The organism is Pseudomonadota bacterium, assembly GCA_018817425.1.
GTDB lineage: Bacteria > Desulfobacterota > Desulfobacteria > Desulfobacterales > RPRI01 > RPRI01.
In genome coordinates this window covers 76939-96241 of the sequence record JAHITX010000034.1, presented here as the reverse complement: position 1 = coordinate 96241, position 19303 = coordinate 76939, and the positions used below count along the sequence as shown (strand labels likewise).

At 42.4% G+C, this 19303-nt stretch carries 15 protein-coding genes; 10 read left to right on the top strand and 5 right to left on the bottom strand.

The window, feature by feature from the left end; translation table 11 throughout:
* Positions 1 to 7 precede the first annotated feature (7 nt).
* The 10 genes from KKC46_07320 to KKC46_07275 all read left to right on the top strand — a co-directional run bounded on the left by KKC46_07320 (position 8) and on the right by KKC46_07275 (position 10918).
* Positions 8 to 1957: a chemotaxis protein CheA gene (locus tag KKC46_07320; protein ID MBU1053624.1), complete on the top strand. Its 1950-nt coding sequence runs from the start codon at positions 8 to 10 to the stop codon at positions 1955 to 1957.
* A gap of 11 nt (positions 1958 to 1968) precedes the next feature.
* Complete coding sequence (locus KKC46_07315) at positions 1969 to 2604, top strand: chemotaxis protein CheC (GenBank protein MBU1053623.1); 636 nt, start codon at positions 1969 to 1971, stop codon at positions 2602 to 2604.
* Entirely contained in the window at positions 2597 to 3157 is a 561-nt protein-coding gene (locus KKC46_07310; GenBank protein ID MBU1053622.1) for a chemotaxis protein CheD, read from the top strand. Before KKC46_07315 ends, KKC46_07310 begins: the two co-directional genes overlap by 8 nt.
* Positions 3150 to 5051: a PAS domain S-box protein gene (locus KKC46_07305; GenBank protein ID MBU1053621.1), complete on the top strand. Its 1902-nt coding sequence runs from the start codon at positions 3150 to 3152 to the stop codon at positions 5049 to 5051. Before KKC46_07310 ends, KKC46_07305 begins: the two co-directional genes overlap by 8 nt.
* Positions 5048 to 5497, top strand: a complete 450-nt coding sequence (locus KKC46_07300; protein ID MBU1053620.1) for a response regulator — start codon at positions 5048 to 5050, stop codon at positions 5495 to 5497. Before KKC46_07305 ends, KKC46_07300 begins: the two co-directional genes overlap by 4 nt.
* Before the next feature lie 5 nt (positions 5498 to 5502).
* Complete coding sequence (locus tag KKC46_07295) at positions 5503 to 7572, top strand: diguanylate cyclase (GenBank protein ID MBU1053619.1); 2070 nt, start codon at positions 5503 to 5505, stop codon at positions 7570 to 7572.
* Positions 7547 to 8470, top strand: a complete 924-nt coding sequence (locus KKC46_07290; protein ID MBU1053618.1) for a PAS domain S-box protein — start codon at positions 7547 to 7549, stop codon at positions 8468 to 8470. The genes KKC46_07295 and KKC46_07290 overlap by 26 nt, the downstream gene beginning before the upstream one ends.
* A gap of 295 nt (positions 8471 to 8765) precedes the next feature.
* Positions 8766 to 9071, top strand: coding sequence for a circadian clock protein KaiB (kaiB, locus tag KKC46_07285; GenBank protein MBU1053617.1), 306 nt, complete (start codon positions 8766 to 8768; stop codon positions 9069 to 9071).
* A complete protein-coding gene (gene kaiC, locus KKC46_07280; protein ID MBU1053616.1) occupies positions 9068 to 10582 on the top strand; it encodes a circadian clock protein KaiC in 1515 nt (504 codons plus the stop codon). Before kaiB ends, kaiC begins: the two co-directional genes overlap by 4 nt.
* Before the next feature lie 51 nt (positions 10583 to 10633).
* Entirely contained in the window at positions 10634 to 10918 is a 285-nt protein-coding gene (locus KKC46_07275) for an acylphosphatase (GenBank protein MBU1053615.1), read from the top strand.
* Positions 10919 to 10979: 61 nt separating this feature from the next.
* Here the strand turns inward: KKC46_07275 and KKC46_07270 are convergent, their stop codons facing one another.
* From KKC46_07270 to KKC46_07250, 5 genes are all read right to left on the bottom strand, one after another.
* Positions 10980 to 11246: an HU family DNA-binding protein gene (locus tag KKC46_07270; protein ID MBU1053614.1), complete on the bottom strand. Its 267-nt coding sequence runs from the start codon at positions 11244 to 11246 to the stop codon at positions 10980 to 10982.
* Positions 11247 to 11459: 213 nt separating this feature from the next.
* Positions 11460 to 12479, bottom strand: coding sequence for a signal recognition particle-docking protein FtsY (gene ftsY, locus KKC46_07265; GenBank protein ID MBU1053613.1), 1020 nt, complete (start codon positions 12477 to 12479; stop codon positions 11460 to 11462).
* A gap of 26 nt (positions 12480 to 12505) precedes the next feature.
* The gene (gene smc / locus KKC46_07260) at positions 12506 to 16108 is read right to left on the bottom strand and encodes a chromosome segregation protein SMC (protein ID MBU1053612.1); all 3603 of its coding nucleotides are present in this window, start codon (positions 16106 to 16108) and stop codon (positions 12506 to 12508) included.
* 453 nt (positions 16109 to 16561) lie between these two features.
* Entirely contained in the window at positions 16562 to 18106 is a 1545-nt protein-coding gene (locus tag KKC46_07255) for a diguanylate cyclase (GenBank protein ID MBU1053611.1), read from the bottom strand.
* Complete coding sequence (locus KKC46_07250) at positions 18103 to 19227, bottom strand: cytochrome-c peroxidase (GenBank protein MBU1053610.1); 1125 nt, start codon at positions 19225 to 19227, stop codon at positions 18103 to 18105. The genes KKC46_07255 and KKC46_07250 overlap by 4 nt, the downstream gene beginning before the upstream one ends.
* Positions 19228 to 19303 lie beyond the last annotated feature (76 nt).

Below are 19303 nucleotides of genomic sequence, written 5' to 3'. Positions count from 1 at the left end.
ACCTGTTATGACAGACATAGATAAAATTGATTTAGCAATGTTTATGGAAGATTACCTCTTTGACGCCAAGGAGGTTTTTCAGGAGGTGAACAGGTCCATTCTTGCCCTTGAAAAAGATTATACCGGAAAGGATCATCTGGATAATATATTAAGGAATTTCCATACATTAAAAAGTTCTTCCAGTATGCTGAATTTCATTGATATCAGCGATTTCGCACACCGATGCGAAGATTTCATGTCCCGTCTCATAAAGCAGGAAATCCCTGTTGATAAGGATACGGTGGATTTTCTCTTCGAAGCCAATGATGCGATGGAAGTCATTGTCAAAGAGCGGGCAGCAAAAGGGGCAAAGATACAATTATCCGACACAAATCAGAAGATGGTTGAAACGATCCGGGAAAAAATGGCCTATCTTGAATCCAAAGAAATGCTTTCACGTCTGGGGATTATTGTTATTGATCAAAATGGCATCATTGAAGCTTTTAATACTGCCGCAGAACTAATATTTCTTTATCCCTCCTCTGAGGTCGTTGGGCAGAATGTCAGAATGCTGGTGCCTGACACTTATCAACAGAATTACGATGCCTACATTGAGCATTATCTCAAGACCGATAAGGCTTTGGGGTTAAGCGCAGGACGTCATGTACAAGGTCTTCGCAGAGACGGCACCACCTTTCCAATGGAATTGGCTGTAAGCGACGTGAATTTAGGTGAGAAGAATGTCTTGATAGGGGTCATAAAGGATGCATCCGTTTATGAAATAAAGAAAAAAACCATCTCTGAAATTGAAAAGATACAAACCGTTAAAATACATGTAGACCTTATTGACGCCCTTTTTAATTTAGTCGGTGAGCTGATTATTTCCCGCAACCGTCTTAACAACCTTGTTGCGAATATTCTCACGAAAGATATGAAGAGCGTCATGATCTCCTTAAACCACATCATCACAGAACTTCAGGAGAAGGTCTCTTCCGCACGCATGGTACCAGTTGAGGAAATCTTTTTAAAGTTTCCGAAAATGGTCAGGGATATTGCCCTGGAGAAACTAAAAGAGGTGGAAATGCTTGTCGAGGGCAGCGATACGGAACTGGATAAGAGCGTTCTCAATGAAATCGGCCAGCCATTGATGCATTTACTTCGAAATGCCGTAGGTCATGGAATAGAATCACCTGAAGTGCGTGAGCAGCATAATAAAGTAAGGCGGGGGCTAATCAAACTTTCGGCAAAACAGACGGAAAATCACATCGTAATCGAAGTAGAAGATGATGGGTCCGGAATTGATGCGGAAGCAATAAAAGAAATAGCGATAAGAAAAAACCATATTACTTTGGAAGAAGCCGGAAACATGCAGGAAAAAGATATTCTTTCCATGCTTTTTAAGCCTGGCTTCAGCAGTGCATCGGAGATAACGGGTCTTTCCGGAAGAGGGGTAGGGCTGGACATCGTAAAGACAGCCGCAGAAAAACTTGGCGGAACGGTTGAGATATTTACCAGGAAGGGTGCCGGTACGCGCTTTTCCATGAAACTGCCGATTGCTCAGGCAATCATGCAGACATTGATGATCGGCGTAGGCAAACACGTTTTTCTCTTGCCCTCCAATGCAGTGCTGGAAACAATGGAAGTCAATAAGGAAAATATCAAAAGGGTCGGGAACCGGGAGGTATTCATCCTGCGAAATGAAGCCCTTCCATTCATCAGGCTGAAAAAACTTTTGAACATAGACACCGGTGAACAGGATAATACCAGTGTGGTTGTTATTATCTACCGGGGAGATGATTTTGTTGCTGTAGGCGTCGATGCCGTAATTGACCAGATGGAGAATATCATTAAACCCTTTGATACGATAGCCCAGACCTTCAGGGGCTTTTCGGGAGGCACGATTTTGCCGGACGGTAGTGTTGCCCTCCTCCTCGATATGGCAAGGTTATTTGACTTAGAGACATTAATACATAAATGAGGAGTTGAAACATGACAAAGAATATACTTTCTCCGGAGCAGATAGATTATATAGAGGAGATGATGAATATCGGAGCCGGCAACGCCGCCACTGCCCTGGAGCAGCTCCTCAAAAGCAGGTTTGAGATGTGCATGCCTGCTATTCACGCCATTGCACCCCATAAAGCCTTTTCGGTCATTGGTGATCCGGCCCAGACTGTAACCTGTGTTAAAATGAATATGATTGGCGACTGCACGGGAAAGATGTTTTTCGTTGTTCCTTTGAAACAGCAGAAGAGACTCGAAACTTTAGCCGGATTATCAGTGGGGTTGACTGTAAAGAGCGGCGACAGGTCAGGTATACCGGTCTTTGAAGAGATCGGCAATATCCTTGCCGGTGTATATCTTACATCAATCCATGATTTCTGCCGACTGAACATCTACCATACCATTCCGGTTGCCGCAACCGATATGGCACAAGCCGTTCTGGATGAAACCATTGCAATAATGAGCGCTAAAAACGAGTTGCTGATTATTATAGTCAACAAATTTTTAGCGGCTGAACAGGATGAGGCGATTGATACTTATTTAATCATGATTCCCGATGCCAATTCGCTGAAAATCCTTACTGATTCTATCAGGGAGGCACAGATAATCGCCCGTGGATAAACGTATTATTGTCAATATGGGGGAAGGGACGGTCAGAAGGGCACCGGCGGTTATTACTTCTGTAGGGCTGGGTTCCTGCGTAGTATTGATGCTCTATGACCCGGGGTCACGTATCGGAGGACTGGCGCACATCCTGCTGCCCAGCTCGCCTGTTCAATCGTCATGTGAATACGGGCAGTGCTACCGCGATAATGAAGAAAAACAGTGGGGGAAAATGATTGCCCACCCGGATAAGCCTCCTTACCTCTACGCCGATACCGCCCTTAAGGCTCTTTTTAAGGAAATGACGTGTATGGGGGCTTTATCGTCTAATATTTACGCAATGATTACCGGCGGGGCCAGAATGTTTTCAGACGGAGAACCAACCGTAAACGGCATGGGTGCGAGAAACATTATGAGTATCAAGAATCTTTTGAAAAGAGAAAAGATATCCGTCATTGGTGAGGATACGGGCGGCAGCCAGGGAAGAAGTGTTGATTTTCATATAGATTCAGGCCGGGTAGTGGTCAGGACAATCGAAGGGGTGGTTAGGGAGATCATCGATAATGGATGAAAAAACTACTCATAAAAATGGTCTTATGCAGGAGAGAATCCAGTATCTCCGGGAAAACACCGATTTTGTATCCTCCATCTTTGACAACCTCATAGGTTATGCGATTATTGTTGCGGATTTTGACGGCAATATTATTACATATAACGAAGGAGCTCACCAAATTTACGGTTACGCCCCTGAAGAAGTAGTAGGTAAGGAAAACATTGAGATATTCTTACCGGAAGAATTTATCAAAGAAGGAGAACTGGAACATATTATTTCCGAGCTTATCGGAAATGGTAGTTTTTCTTATGAAGGCGAGAAAGTTAAGAAGGACGGCAGCAGGTTTCCTTCTCATAGCCTCTTTACCCTGGCAAAAGACAAGAGTGATCAAATTGCAGGTTTTGTTGAAATTGTACAGGATCTGACTGCCCAAAAACATGCAGAAAACAGTATAAAAGCCGGAGAAGATAAATTGCGCCGGATTATCGAAACCAATACCGACAGTATAATGATCGTGGACGGGGATGGGGTAATCCATTTTGTTAATCCGGCCGCAGAGACCTTGTTTGCACGCCCAAAAGAAGAACTGTTGGGATCTTGTTTTGGATTCCCCACCATTTTAGGAGAGTGGAAAGAAACCGACATCGTCAGGCCGGCCTCATATGAGAATGTTTTAGCTGAAATGCGTATTGCGGATATAGAGTGGGATGGGGAAAAAGCATATCTTGCCATGTTTCATGATATAACCGCCCTCAAAAACGCAGAAATGTTGTTGAGGCAAAAGCAGGAAGAACAGCAAATTCTTCTTGATGCTATTCCTGCAATGATCTTTTACAAAAACACCGAAAACAGGTTTGTCCGGATAAACCGGGCATTAGCAAAAGCTTCAGCAATGACGGTAGAACAGATGGAAGGTAAAACTTGCTTCGAGCTTTTTCCTGACCTGGCAGAAAAGTACTGGAGCGACGACAAGGAAGTTATGGCTGCCGGAGTTGCGAAAAGAGACATAATAGAGCCCATGCAAACACCTTACGGAACCATCTGGGTCAAAACCGACAAGATACCTTACAGGAATGCTAAGGATGGTATTACAGGTATTATTGGTTGTTCTATCGATATTACTGCTTTAAAAAATGCGGAAGATGAGCTTGAGCTAAAAAATATAGAACTGGCAAAAAGCAACAAAGAGCTTGATGACTTTGCCTATATTGCATCCCATGACTTACGGGAGCCGCTCCGTGGCATCATAAATTACTGCTCGTTTCTTATGGAAGATTATGGAGACAAACTTGATGCCGATGGCCGGTCAAAGCTGGAAACTCTGATACGACTTTCCAACCATCAGGAAAAACTCATTCAGTCGCTTCTTGAATATTCACGTGTCGGAAGGGTTGAATTGGCCGTTGAAAATGTTGATCTCAATACTGTTATTGCTCATACAATCGAATCGGTGAGGGCCGCCTTCCAGGATGGCGACATCAACATCCTTGTCCCCCGGCCTCTGCCTGAAGTTTTGTGTGACCGCGTCCGGATCTATGCAGTTTTTTCAAATCTTATTACAAACGCCTTAAAATATAATGATAAACCCAAACAGATTATAGAAGTAGGTTATATAACCCAATCGTCGGCTCCAATAGAAGCAAGGCATAAACAATCCGTTAAATTGAAAGATAATTCCCATCGGATTTTCTATGTGAAAGATAACGGAATCGGTATCAAAGAAAATCATTTGGATAAGATTTTCACCATATTCAAGAGGCTTCACGCAAAAGATAAATACGGCGGGGGTACGGGTATCGGATTGACTATCGTCAAGAAAATTATAGAACTCCACCATGGAAGGTTATGGGCCGAATCGACCTTCGGTGAAGGGACTACGTTCTATTTTACCTTACATGGAGATGATGAATGAATTTAAAAGTGAACCAACCCATTCTGATTGTAGAAGACAGTCATGAGGACTACGAAGCCACCATCAGGGCGTTTAGAAAAGCAGGCCTTTCCAACCCGATAATCCGATGTGAAAGCGGAGACGATGCCCTTGATTACCTGCACAGACGCGGTCCATACACAGATCAAAGTAAATTTCCCATACCTGGCCTAATCCTGCTTGATCTCAACTTGCCCGGCAGCGACGGGCGCGATGTGTTAAAAGATATCAAATCGCACGACTATCTCAAGAAAATACCGGTTGTTGTGTTAACCACCTCAAATGATGAAAGAGATATTGATCGCTGCTACGAAGACGGTGCGAATAGCTATATATGCAAGCCGCTAAATTTAGATAACTTTATTAAATCAATCCAGCAGCTTACAGATTACTGGTTTGAGATAGTTATACTTCCTAAGGGAGAATAGAAAAGATGCAAAAGACACAGCTTAGTATGTTAATCGTAGAAGACAGCCATGAGGACCGGGAGTTATATAAAAGATTTCTCATAAAAGACACCGCCTATGAATATCTTATAAAGGAGTCCGATAACGGCGAAGAGGCGCTGAAACTATTACACTCAGAACAGTTTAATTGCATCCTTATTGATTACAGGTTGCCTGATATGGATGGTATAGAGTTTTTAAAAACACTATCAGAGCATGATCAGCTGCGACGGATTCCAAGTATCTTTCTTACCGGTCAGGGCAACGAAGCAATTGCGGTGGATGCATTGAAAAACTGCGCTTCCGATTATATGGTAAAGGGAGAATTAACGGAATATCTTTTTCTTAACTCAATCCATAAGATTATTGACTCGAAGAATACGGAAAATATCCTGCTGGACTATTTTGCTTTTCTTGAAACACTAATAGATACCATTCCCAACCCTATTTTCTATAAGAATACCAAAGGGGAATATACCGGGTGCAACAAGGCCTTCGAATCCAGTCTTGGTTTATCCAAAGATGCTATCATCGGGAAAACAATTTATGACGTGGCACCGGGAGAGTCGGCCGAGCGAATTAATAAGATGGATCAAAAGCTGTTTGAGAATCCTGGTGTCCAGTTTTATGAAACACAGGTGCAATATGCGGACGGAACCTTACACGATGTCTTGCTCAATATGGCAACCTTTACAAAAAATCGTGGAAATGTAGATGGCCTTGTGGGTGTTATGATAGATATAACGGAAAGAAAAAGCATGGAGGTAAACCTTAATAAGACAAAAAACGAGCTTGAATCGAGTGTGGCGGAGCTAAAGAAAGCAAACCAGATGATCCGTAATCAACAGAAATCGGTTATTGAAGAGGAACGGCTCAAATTATTACTCCAATTATCGGGTGCTACGGCGCATGAGTTGAACCAGCCACTGATGGCCATTCTGACAGGCATAGAGATTTTGAAGCTGAAAAAAGCATATCCGAAAGAACTTGATGTCGATATCAACAGAATTGAAAATGCCGGGCACGAAATTGCGAATATCGTAAAAAACATACAGTCCTTTCGGAGTAATGAAAAACGCCCGAATGTTTCCGGAGATCCCATTATAAACCTTGACCAGAAGCTCAATATCCTCTCCGTAGAGGACACGCAAAATGATTTTGAAAAAATCTCATCCATAGTAAAGAATCGGGGTGACATTGTCGTGACATGGATAGACAATGTCGGTGATGCATTACAGGCAGTTAAAAAAACTCACTTTGATGTTATTTTTTTAGATTATATGTTTGCAGACGGCACCGGTCTTGACTTTCTGAGGATGGTTAAGCGGGAAGGTATAAAAATTCCCGTGATTGTTCTGACGGGACAGGGAAGTGAGGTTATTGCCTCACAAATGATCCAGGAAGGCGCTTACGATTATATTCCGAAACACCTGCTCAGCGAAAAATCCTTCTTCAGAAGCATAACAAATACCATGGAGAAGCACCGTCTGCAAAGAGATGTTAGGGAAGCTATGAAAAAGATAGCTGAAATGTCAACTCACGATGAACTTACAGGCCTTTATAACCGGCGCTATTTTGGTGAGGTACTGGAGCGTGAAACAGAAAGATCAAAAAGGTATCATGAGGCCCTTGCGTTATGCATAGTCGATCTCGATCATTTCAAAAACATAAACGATACATATGGACATTCTGCCGGAGACAAGGTTTTGTCCGAGATAGGAAAAATATTGAAAGATTGCATCCGGGGAAGTGATGTAGCCTGCCGATATGGCGGAGAGGAGTTTGCCATTATTTTAACCAATACCAATATGGACAATGCAGTACAACTTTCAAAACGGTTTATAAAGAAACTATCCGTGCATGAATTTGAATATGATGACTATAAATTCAAGATAACCGGCAGTATTGGTATTGCTGCTTTAGACAACAGCTTTTGGGAGCAATCTCAAGCTGAACTGATAAAAAGGGCTGACACAGCTCTTTATCAGGCAAAGGAGCAAGGCAGGAACAGAATTGTGGTATATCAGGAAAATGACAACAAAGGGATTAATGAATAAAAAAAATACTTTCAAAAATGATCTTATTCATGACAGGATAAAGTATCTTCGGGAAAATACCGATTTTGTATCCGCCGTCTTTGACAGCCTCATCGGGTATGCGATCATTGCCTCGGATTTCGACGGCAACATCATTGCCTACAATGAAGGGGCGCATCAGATATACGGTTATGCACCCGACGAGGTCATCGGCAAAAAAAATATAGAAAGCTTTTTCCCGGCAGAATTTATCGCAAAAGGCCGCTTTCAAATGGTTGTTTCCGAACTTCTCGAAAAGGGACGGGTTGCCTGTGAGGCGGAAAAGATCCGCAAAGATGGATCTATGTTTCCGGCCCGGGTACTCTTTACCCTGACAACCGACAAAAACGGCCGAAACGTGGGTTTTGTCGAAATAGTGGAAGATCTGACGGAACGTAAATTGGCGGAAGAACTGACCCAACAGGCACGGGAGAACGCGGCGCGCGTAGAGCGGCTGGAGACGGAATTGCGTTCCCTGGCCGGCCTTTCCTCCCCTCCCCCAACCGGCGTAACAGCCCGGATGTACGGCGTGGTGAGCTTGCAGGACGGGTTCCCCGATACTTTCCGTAAGCTTACGGAAAATTATGCAGAGCTGATGGAGCTTGCGTTAGAGCAGCAGGCCTACAGGGTTAAGCACGATATATCAGGGCGCCTTAGCACTATGGCCGAAACGCTCGGTTTTCACAGGGCCGGGCCACGTGATGTTGTTGATATCCACACGACCGCGCTGAAGAAGAAAAGCCGGGCAGCCCCAACCATAGAAAAAAAGAAGGCATACAGCGGAGAAGGATGGATCATGGTTCTGGAGCTGATGGGATATCTGGCGTCGTTCTATCGCAACCGTGCGCAGGGCGCAGGGCAAAAAACGGAAAAAACGTGAAGCGGGTGAAAACGTGAAGCGTCATTCGTGAAGCGTGAAGCGGGGAAAAACGTGAAGCGTTATTCGTGAAGCGGGAAGCGGGAAGCGGGAAGAAACGTGAAGCGTTATTCGTGAAGCGTGAAGCGGGAAGCGGGAAGAAACGTGAAGCGTCATTCGTGAAGCGTGAAGCGGGGAAAGACAAACTACGAGATACGCTTCACGAGATACGAGATACGCTTCACGAGATACGAGATACGCTTCACGAACAACGCTTCACGAGATACGCTTCACTATTTACTAACGAAGGAGGAAGAAAATGAATAAGTTCAAGTTACGGTTGTACATAACCGGAAAAACGCCAAAATCGGAGCGCGCCATCGCGAACCTGAAAGAAATTTGCGAAAAGGAGCTGGACGGTCTCTATGAACTCTCGATCATAGATGTTCTGGAGAGTCCCCAACTTGCAGAGGATGAAAAGATTCTCGCCACACCGACCTTGATCAAAGACCTGCCGCCACCCCTCAAGCGGATCATCGGCGACCTATCCGATTCGGAGAAGGTCCTCCTCGGACTCGACCTTTTGCCTGCCAGGGACAACACAAAAAAAGGAGATAAACGATGAATGAGATCGAAGCCGGAATTGGCATAGAAAAAATCGAGACGGGCATTGAAGGATTCGACATGATCAGTGAGGGCGGGCTTCCGAAAGGTCGGACCACACTGATTGCCGGCACCTCAGGAAGCGCCAAGACAGTATTTGCAGTCCAGTTTCTTTCCGAAGGGATCATCAAAAAAGATGAGCCGGGCGTTTTTGTCACCTTCGAGGAGCCGCCCGTGGATATCCGCAAGAACGTGATCTCGTTGGGCTGGGATGTTGACAGGTGGGAGCAGGAAGGAAAATGGGCCTTTGTGGATGCCTCTCCTGTAGTGGGAGAAGACCATATCATTGCCGGAGAATACGACCTCGGGGCACTGCTGGCCCGCATCGAATATGCGGTGCAAAAGATCGGTGCCCGGCGGATCAGCATGGATTCCCTCGGGTCGATCTTCGGAAGGTTCACGGAACCTGGACTTGTGAGAAATGAACTCTTCAAAATTGCCGCTGCAGTGAAACAGATGGGTGTAACCGCCATCATCACAGCCGAGCGCACCCAGGAATACGGAGATATCGCGCGGTTCGGCATCGAAGAGTTTGTCGCCGACAACGTGATTATCCTGCGCAATGTTCTTGAGTCGGAAAAACGCCGCCGTACCATGGAGATTCTCAAATTCCGCGGCACCAGCCACCAGAAGGGGGAGTATCCCTTTACAGTGATCAAGAACGTCGGCATTGTTGCCATACCGCTGTCGGGAATTGAACTGAAACAGCGCTCTTCCACCGTCCGCATCAGCTCCGGAAATATCGATATAGACAAGATGTGCGGCGGCGGGTTTTTCCGCGACTCCGTCATCCTGGTATCCGGCGCCACTGGCTGCGGCAAGACCATGCTCTCCGCCGGGTTTGCGGCGGAAGCCGCGAATAACAACCAGAAGGCACTTATATTGGCCTTTGAGGAAAGCCGTCAGCAGCTTTTCCGCAACGCCACCGGCTGGGGAATAGACTTTGAACAAATGGAAAAAGACGAAACTCTCAAGGTGGTATGCCGGTATCCGGAAGCGGAAGGACTGGAGGATCATCTGATTCTCATCAAGAGCATCATCCGTGACTTCAAACCCCACCGGGTAATCGTGGACTCGCTCTCTGCACTGGAGCGCGTTTCTACCGTAAAGGGGTTCCGGGAATTTGTTATCGCCCTCACATCCTTCATCAAGCATCAGGAGGTTGCGGGACTCTTCACATCCACCACCGGCGAACTCATGGGAGGAACATCGGTTACGGAGGCGCACATTTCCACCATTACCGACACCATCATCCTCCTGCGGTACGTGGAGATGTTCGGAGAAATGCGCCGGGGGATCACGGTGCTCAAGATGCGGGGCTCCATGCACAACAAGGATATCAGGGAGTTTAACATTGACGGCGAAGGTATGCACATCGGCAAGGCGTTCAGCAATGTTACCGGAATACTCTCAGGCCATCCTGTTTTTGCCGCACCGGAAGAAGCAGACCGGATGAAAGACCTTTTTAAATAAACATTAAACTGGCTCTGGTTAATAACCGGCGTCTTACGGAGGATGATAAATATGACAGATAAAATCTGTATCAGGGTCATGATCTCAGGAAGAGTTCAGGGTGTTTGTTTCAGGATGGAAACCAAAAGGGTTGCAGACAGTTTTAATGTTTCAGGATGGGTAAAAAACAACAAAGATGGTACTGTTGAGGCTGTTTTTGAAGGAGAAAAGAAAGCTGTAGAATCTGTAGTAAGATGGTGCGAAAAAGGCCCCTCCCTTTCAAAGGTTAGCCGTGTTGATATGAGAGAAGAAGATTATAATGGTGAATTCAGAGGGTTTGATATAATTTACAGATAAAAAAAAGCGGCCTGTTTCAATAATTTGCAATTAACAAAAACAAGCCGCTTAAAAGCGGAGTTTATTCTCTGAGCTTCTTGCCGGGCCGAAACTTAACAACTGTACAAGCTTTGATTTTAATAGGTTCACCTGTTTGAGGATTACGGCCTTTGCGGGCTTTCCTGCGGACTTTTGTAAAAGTACCAAAACCAACTAGAGTAACTTTGCCGTCTTTTTTCTTAAGAGTTTTTGCAATACTGTCCATGATTGAGTTGAGCGTAGCTGCTGCCGCTGTTTTGGTAATTCCGGCATCTTCTGCTGCCTTGTCCACTAATTCTGCTTTTGTCATAGTACGTTACCCCCCCTTTTTGTGATTGGTTAATATGGAAAATCCTTACCCATCTAGCAAATACAGCAGCATAAATTTGATGTCAAGTAAAAACAGCATGCTGCGCACTTTTTTTATATAAAACGCCATTAAAGTGTGTTTGACCGGCATTTACATTACTTGCTAAACCCCGACATCAAGTTGCGGAAAGGGGCGCTGGGATAACCTATAGAATCAAAACAGAGCATTAACAAAATTTTGGGGATCAAAAGCCTGCAAGTCATCGATGCTTTCGCCTATTCCTATATATTGGATCGGTAATTGAAAGGAATTACATATGCTAATCACAATTCCTCCTTTGGCCGTTCCATCAAGTTTTGTAAGCGCAATACCCGTTACTCCAATTGCTTCATTAAAAAGCTTTGCCTGGGATAAAGCATTCTGACCGGTTGTAGCATCAAGCACAAGTAGTATTTCATGCGGAGCACCCGGCATTTTTTTTGAAACCGACCGTTTGATTTTTTTCAGCTCTTCCATAAGATTTATCTTTGTATGAAGCCTTCCGGCGGTGTCTATAATAACAACATCCATGTTTCTTGCCAAAGCCGCTTCAACACCGTCATATGCTACTGCAGCAGGATCGGCATTATGCATTTGCTTTACTATTTCAGATCCCGCCCTTTCGGCCCAGATTGTGAGCTGCTCAACAGCTGCCGCACGAAAGGTGTCTGCCGCTACAATAAGCACCTTTTTGCCAATAGCCGCATATTTTGAAGCGAGTTTTCCAATGGTTGTGGTTTTTCCTACTCCATTTACTCCTACCACCATAATCACAAGCGGTTTGGCTGTTATTGTTTGCGGATCTTTAATCCCGTTATTTATTAAAGCAAGTATTTCCTGCTTGAGGATCTCATTTAATTGCTCAGGTGAAGATATTGAAGAGGCCTTTTTTGATATGCTGTTAATAAGGTCGGTTGCCGTCTGGACACCTATATCGGATGTTATCAGAAGTTCTTCAAGCTCTTCTAACATATCATCGTCTATACTTTTTTTGCCTGAAAATATATTTGTAATCCCGTCGGTTATTTTATGACGGGTTTTTGAAAGCCGCTCCTTAAGACGTTTAAAAATACCGCCCTTTTGAGGCTCTTGTGAACCTGCACTCTCCTTCTTTGGTTCATCTGCTGTTTCTTTTATAATTTCTTTTTCAGGTATATTTTTTTCTTTTTTCCTGCCAAACCAGCCCAATTTCATATTGCCAACCGCCCTTTAAAAAACCATTAATTCTGATTTATAATTGCATCCCGTCTTTCAAGATTAACCGAAACAATCTTGGAAACGCCCATATGCTCCATAGTTATGCCAAAGAGCATGTCAGCAAACTCCATACTTCTTTTATTGTGAGTTATCATTACTATCTGTGATTTTTCGCCGATAATCTTAAGAAGGTTATTAAATCGATAAACATTTGATTCATCAAGAGGAGCGTCAATTTCGTCCATAATACAAAATGAAGCCGGTTTAAGAAGAAATATAGCAAATATAAAAGCTATGGCGGAAAGAGCTTTTTCCCCGCCTGACATCAGGCTCATTCTGGTAAGCTTTTTGCCGGGCGGATGTATCATGTATTCAACTCCGGTTTCCAATGGTTTATCAGGTTCTGTGAGAATAAGGCTTGCACTGCCTCCTTCAAAAAGACTGGGGAAAACCTCTCCTATTTTTTTATTAACTTCATTAAACGTTTCCAAAAACCGCTCCTGCGATATTTTGTTTATTTTTTTAATAACCTTATGAAGGTCCTCAATAGCTTTTACAAGGTCTTCACGCTGTTTGTTTAGAAAATTAAACCGCTCTTCAAGTTCTTCGTACTCTTTTATTGCACCGAGATTAACATCGGTAAAATCCCCGGATTTTCTCTTGTTTTGCTCAAGTTCTTCTTCCATTTCTTTGACTGTGGAAGAAGAAATATCTTCTAAAGATTCACAATCCGTTCTTGCTTCATAAAGAATAATCTGATAGCGATCTTCAAATCTTTTTGCGATATTCTCAGTCTGTATCCGCCTTTGAGACTGTTCGTTTTCAAGCAGCCGCAGTTTTTCCAAAGTCTGTTCCCGCTCATTTTTAACACTTGTAATAAGTTCATCGTGTTCTTTCTGCCGGACATCAATGGTATTATAATCATCTTCGTTGTTTTTAAGTGCCTTGCCTAAAATCTGAGCCTTTTCGTACATTCCGGAAAGAGTGTTTTCGTTTTCTGCTATCTTTTGTTTTGATGTTTCTATCTTATTGGCTTTTTCTACTATATCGCGCTCTGCTGTCTCCATCTGCCTGATTCCGTCATGATGAAACTCTTTAAGGCGGTTTAATGAGTTATTACCATTTTCAAATTTGGCATTTAAAGAGGTAAGATTTAGCTTCAGATCTACAATTTTTTTATCATAGTCAGCAAGTTCGGCTGATGCAGTTTCTATCTTTCCTGAAATCATGTTTACTTCTTCACGGGCATGGGACACTTCATTTTCAACTTTTAACAGCGCCTCATTGTACTTTTTAATTTCTTCATCAATATCGCTTTCTTCACCCATTAACTGTTCTTGTTCAAGCTGAACAATTTCATAATGGCGTTTTGCGTGTTTTAATTCTTCGGAGGTCTTATAAAGAAATTTTTCGGCTTCGTTCTCGTCCTGCCTGGCCCTGTGCTCGCGCTCTTTTAATTTCTGCATGGCAATTTCCGCAGATTTCAATTCTGATTCAAGGGCTTTTTGTACAACGCGGGCTTCTTCAATATTGTGCTCAATACCGGATATCTGTTTTTCCAGTTCTTTGATCTCATTTTTCTTGGCAAGTATTCCTGAAAAACTGTCGCTGCTTCCGCCTGCTACCGTTCCATTGTGTGAAATCATCTCACCATTTTTTGTAACTACTGCCTGAAAAGCACCGTTACTGTTAAAAATATGGAGAGCTTCATTGATATCTTGCGCAACAACAACATGACCGAGAAGAGTTTCAACCGTTTTTTCAAAACCCGGTTTAACAAAAACATGGTTTAACAAAAGTTTTGAAGAATCAGGTTTTTTGTAATGCTCACATTGCAGTTGTTTTATGGATGAAACAGGAACAAACCCGCTCCGTCCGGCTCTGTTTTCCTGAAGGTATTCGATATGAGACCGGCACGTGTTCTGGTCTTCTACTACTACATATTGAAGATATTCTCCCAGTGCTGCTTCCACTGCGGTTTCATAAGATGGCTCCGGCTCTATGATGTCGGCCATAAGTTCAGTTACAACACCCGGCACAGTGCTTTCAAGTCCTTCACCACCACGACAATGTGTCATTATTGCCTTAACACCGTCTTTATACCACTCGAAATTATCTTCCATCTTCTTTAAAGTTGTATAAGCGGATCTTAACTTGTTTCTTTCCATGTCAAGATTCTGAACGGTTTTTATCTTTGCGCCAAGCAATTTGCTTTTTTCTTCCAGCTGTTGTTTAATTCCGGATTCTTCTTCTACAATTTCATCAATTTTTTGCCTGTATAATTCAAGATCTTCTTTAGCTTTTGATTCAGTGGCCGATATCTCGGATACATTTTTTGTTGCAAGGGCATATTCTTCATCTGCTCTTTTAAGCCGCCTTTTTAAATTTTCTTTATTGGTTGAAGCATTTTGATAAATGTTCTTATATCTTGCTTCGTGAGCGATAAGATTCATCAAATTCGTTTTGCAGGCATCAAGTTCACGGGTAAGCTCTGCCAAACGGTTTCTGCTGTTTAAAGAAGCATCACGTTCTGCTTCCAGCTTGTCATAGGTATTGGTTATTTCATCTTTAACAGAAACTGTTTGAGATTCAACATTAGATATTTCGGAAAGTATTTTTTCGTTTCTTTCAACAAGTACCGTGCGGGCGGATTCGAGTTCTGAAACTTCCGTAATAAGTCTTTTCTCATTATCGCGAAGGTGCAGCAGATCGTTTTCAAGCCTGTCCGTATTGCGCTGAATTTCAAATACACTTGATTTTTGCTCTGAGATTTCCTGATTTTTTTGGCTTAATTTAAATTTTATGTCTTCTACAATCGCATCCAGTTGTTGCAGTTTGGATATATGGCCTGAATCGGCATCCCTCAAGTTTTCCAGAATTTTATCTGTTTCATCAATCAATCTCGTATATTCATCAAAATAATAAATCGTAATATGAGTATCGAGTTTTTTAATCCGATCCTGCAGATTCTTGTAGATTTCGGCCTTTCTTGCCTGACGTTTTAATACCGACATCTGCCGGTTAATTTCGGAAATAATATCCGTTACGCGCAAAAGGTTCTGGTTTGTAGCTTCCACTTTTCGCAAAGCTTCATTTTTTCTGCTGTTATAGCGGGTAACTCCAGCGGCTTCTTCTATAAAAACTCTTCTTTCCTGAGGGCCCGCGTCAATAATTGCGCCAATATTTCCCTGCTGTATTACAGCATATGATCTTGGGCCAAGCCCGCTGCCTAAGAAAATATTATGGATGTCTTTAAGGCGGCAGGGTCTCTTATTTAGATAATATTCGCTCTCACCCGAACGGTAAAGACGTCTTGTCAGCATAATTTCAGCAAAATCTTTGAGTTCTTCAGGGGCTGAGCCATTATCATTTGCAAGCGTCAGACTTACTTCAGCCATGTTTAACTGCGGCTTTCCGTTTGCACCCGCAAATATTACGTCTTCCATGGATTTTCCACGCAGCTGTTTAACGCTCTGCTCGCCCATAACCCATTTGAGTGCATCAACAATATTACTTTTGCCGCATCCATTGGGGCCGACAATTGCACATACACCGGCAGGAAACTCAATATTGGCTTTGTCTATAAAGGATTTAAATCCGCTTATCTCAAGCGATTTAAGTTTCATATAAAGGCATGCCTCCGTACTGAATGGTTAATAATGCTGTAATAAAACCTTTTCTTAATACGAATGCTTATGTAGAAACAACTCACAGATTGATATTTCATCGAAATGGACTCTAACAAAAATTAACCCCAATGTAAAGAAAAAACGCAACAGAAAGTGTATTATGATATATATGAATACAATATATGGTATTTTGGCCTTTTAAATAAGTTGAATTTTATACGCTATTTTCAAAAATTCAATACATTTTTAAGTTGGTCGGATAAAAATTATTGATTTCATGGGATTCCAAAGATTAGATAAGAAATATATTACAATAAAAATAGATAGCTATATCTATAAGCTGGCAGAAATATTTTATTTTAAGCCTTAATTGCAAACTTTTTAACGCTGTTTGCAACTTTAGCTATATGTGCAAGCAAGCTATTATCCGGGTTCTTGAAGCCAAAACACCTAAGCACACTTTAAGAGTTTCTTAGGGGATAAATAGATAGGTTTCTTCTCCACAACAACACAATTTCTACCTTCTCCTTTTGCTTTGTACAGGCTATGGTCTGCTATTCCCAAAACGAGTGTGATTGCCTCGGATGTGTTATGGTATCCTCTGGTCTCATCTGTGCTGTAGCAACCCCCAACACCTATGCTGGCGGTTATCTGCCGGGGTGCTTTCACCTCATGTTCAATCTGCTTTCTTATTTTTTCCGCAATAGCATGAGCATCTTTCAATCCTGTATTGGGAAGCAGAACAAGAAATTCCTCTCCACCATAGCGTCCAACAATATCGGCCTGCCTGACAACTCTTTTGATGGCTTCGGCAACTGCCACAAGAGCCTTATCACCTTCCTGATGACCGTATGTATCGTTGATGCTTTTAAAAAGGTCAATATCGATTAAAAGACAGCAACATTTGCCCGGATTGCGAGACATGCTTTCCACTTCCTTTTGCATCCACTCAAAAAGGAATCTCCGTGTGAAAAGATTGGTCAATTCATCAGTAATGGCAATCCTCTGCATTTCTTTATGAGCAGCGCGTATTTCGTCAATATAGTCAGATAGCTGCTTTTTTTGTTCCGTAAGAGAGGCATTTGCTGCATTGAGTTTAGCTGTACGTTCTTCTACACGTTTTTCCAGGGTAGCATTGGCAACCAAAAGGGCGGTTTTGGTATTTGACAGCCTTATGAATGTATGTGCAATAGCAGCAACCAGAAGGATTGTTGCCAGATACAGAACTAATCTGTAATTGTTTGCTGCACTTAATGACCTGATATACTCATCGTAATAGGTGATGTAGATCATTTCAAGCTGCTGTTTTGTCGGCAATTCCAGGATATTCTTACCCTCCTGGTCCATGCCTGATTTATATTTCAGTATTGTATCGCCATGACGTATAATTCTCTCCAGATCTTTGGGCTCAACAAAGTTTTTATAAGAATCAATATTATTTCTTAGTTTTTTTATATTCAGAGTAACATGCGAGAGCATCTCTTCGTGTGAATAGATATTATAGATAAGAATATCACGAACAAGGTCCTGTAGATGCATGGCAAGATCAGTATCATAGGTGCTGACTTTTGCGGCTAATTCAGTTGCAGCAATTGGAAAAAAGCTAAGCGAATTGCGTAAAATTGAATTTTCCGATTTGAATCGTTCATTTGCCGTTTCTTTTTCGGCTAACAGCTTTATGTAACCGCCATTAAGGATTCTGATTTTGTCCTGTTTGTCTTTACTGACAAAAGAAGGGATATCTGAAAGCAGTTGGCTTGTTTTTTTCAAGCGATTAATATTTTCCACAAGAGGGTCATAATTAATCATATAAACATAACGTGCCTTGAGAATATTTTCGTTTAATGCAACATCAAGCTGTTGAAGTTTTCGAAGAATATTTATGTATCTGTCGTGCTCATTGATATCCACCATTTTAGACTGCTGGAAAAGATACCCCAGACAGATAACAATGATGATTCCTATAATAAAATTGCGGATTATTGAAACACTCATGATGACCTCTGTTTATTTGTTTGAATTGCTTTCAACACTTTATTCTTATCCTCCCATGCAATCGAAACAGGGGCAAGCATGCTAGCATCAAGAAAATTTCCCTTATATTCTCCTGTTAACGTATTTAGAAATAGAAGAATATGCTCGTTTTCCTCCTGGGTCAGCGAACGTCCCAGTTGGCTGTTCCACATTATGCTAAGCACCTCTTCCATGGTTTCGGCAGAGCCGTCATGAAGATAGGGAAAGGTTACAGCGATATTGCGCAGGCTTGGTACTTTAAACTGGTATTTGTTATATTCAAGTTTGGTGATATTGAAACGGCCGAGATCTGCATCTGTAAGAGGACGATGCTGAAAATAGTCTTCCATGATTCCTATTGTCTGATACATATTTCCGCCAATATTTATACCCTGATGACAGCTTATACAACCATACTCCTTAAATATTCTGTAACCTTCTTTTTCCTGCTCGTTCAAAGCACCGGAATCACCACGCAAGAAATTGTCAAAGCGTGAATTTGGGGTAATAAGAGACATTTCAAAAACAGCTATAGCATCGGCTATATTTTCGGGTTTAATATTATCAGGGTAGATTTCGGCAAAAGCCTTTATATACTGCGAGTCTTTTTTCAATTTTGTGATTACTTCTGCCCAATTGCTCCCCATTTCAATTGGATTATGAACAGGTCCGGGAGCCTGTTCTGCTAAGTCTTGCGCTCTGCCATCCCAGAATTGAACGAAATTAAAGCCGCTGTTAAAAGTCGTTGGGGAATTGATCCCACCAACAGCATTTTTGATACCTGTTGAATATTTTACCTGGTCGGTTCCGCCTTTTGCAAGATCATGACATGATGCACAAGATATTGAATCATCTTTGGAAAGGCGTTTATCATGGTAAAGCTTGTCGCCAAGGGCGACTTTTCTGGCATCAAGTTCTATATTGAGGGGAATTGGCACAATAGAGCCGCTGAAATTTATAACCGGCTTGTTCTCAGATAAATTATTGTTATCTCTGCTGTTATGGGTTTCAAAATCCTTTAAAGCGAAAAAAAATCCGCCCACAACTAAAAAAACAATGACTGCATATTGAAAAACCGTAACTTTTTTTACAGGGTTATCCATTTTAAAGCCTCTTCATATTTAATAGCCTGATAAGCATGAAATGATTAAGTTATTAATAAAATAACAATATAATCCG

Bases quoted from the DNA above. Each gene is read 5' to 3' on its own strand.
- KKC46_07320 (MBU1053624.1), top strand. From the start codon at position 8: ATGACAGACATAGATAAAATTGATTTAGCAATGTTTATGGAAGATTAC.
- KKC46_07315 (MBU1053623.1), top strand. From the start codon at position 1,969: ATGACAAAGAATATACTTTCTCCGGAGCAGATAGATTATATAGAGGAG.
- KKC46_07305 (MBU1053621.1), top strand. From the start codon at position 3,150: ATGGATGAAAAAACTACTCATAAAAATGGTCTTATGCAGGAGAGAATC.
- KKC46_07300 (MBU1053620.1), top strand. From the start codon at position 5,048: ATGAATTTAAAAGTGAACCAACCCATTCTGATTGTAGAAGACAGTCAT.
- KKC46_07295 (MBU1053619.1), top strand. From the start codon at position 5,503: ATGCAAAAGACACAGCTTAGTATGTTAATCGTAGAAGACAGCCATGAG.
- KKC46_07290 (MBU1053618.1), top strand. From the start codon at position 7,547: ATGACAACAAAGGGATTAATGAATAAAAAAAATACTTTCAAAAATGAT.
- kaiB (MBU1053617.1), top strand. From the start codon at position 8,766: ATGAATAAGTTCAAGTTACGGTTGTACATAACCGGAAAAACGCCAAAA.
- kaiC (MBU1053616.1), top strand. From the start codon at position 9,068: ATGAATGAGATCGAAGCCGGAATTGGCATAGAAAAAATCGAGACGGGC.
- KKC46_07275 (MBU1053615.1), top strand. From the start codon at position 10,634: ATGACAGATAAAATCTGTATCAGGGTCATGATCTCAGGAAGAGTTCAG.
- KKC46_07270 (MBU1053614.1), bottom strand. From the start codon at position 11,246: ATGACAAAAGCAGAATTAGTGGACAAGGCAGCAGAAGATGCCGGAATT.
- ftsY (MBU1053613.1), bottom strand. From the start codon at position 12,479: ATGAAATTGGGCTGGTTTGGCAGGAAAAAAGAAAAAAATATACCTGAA.
- smc (MBU1053612.1), bottom strand. From the start codon at position 16,108: ATGAAACTTAAATCGCTTGAGATAAGCGGATTTAAATCCTTTATAGAC.
- KKC46_07255 (MBU1053611.1), bottom strand. From the start codon at position 18,106: ATGAGTGTTTCAATAATCCGCAATTTTATTATAGGAATCATCATTGTT.
- KKC46_07250 (MBU1053610.1), bottom strand. From the start codon at position 19,227: ATGGATAACCCTGTAAAAAAAGTTACGGTTTTTCAATATGCAGTCATT.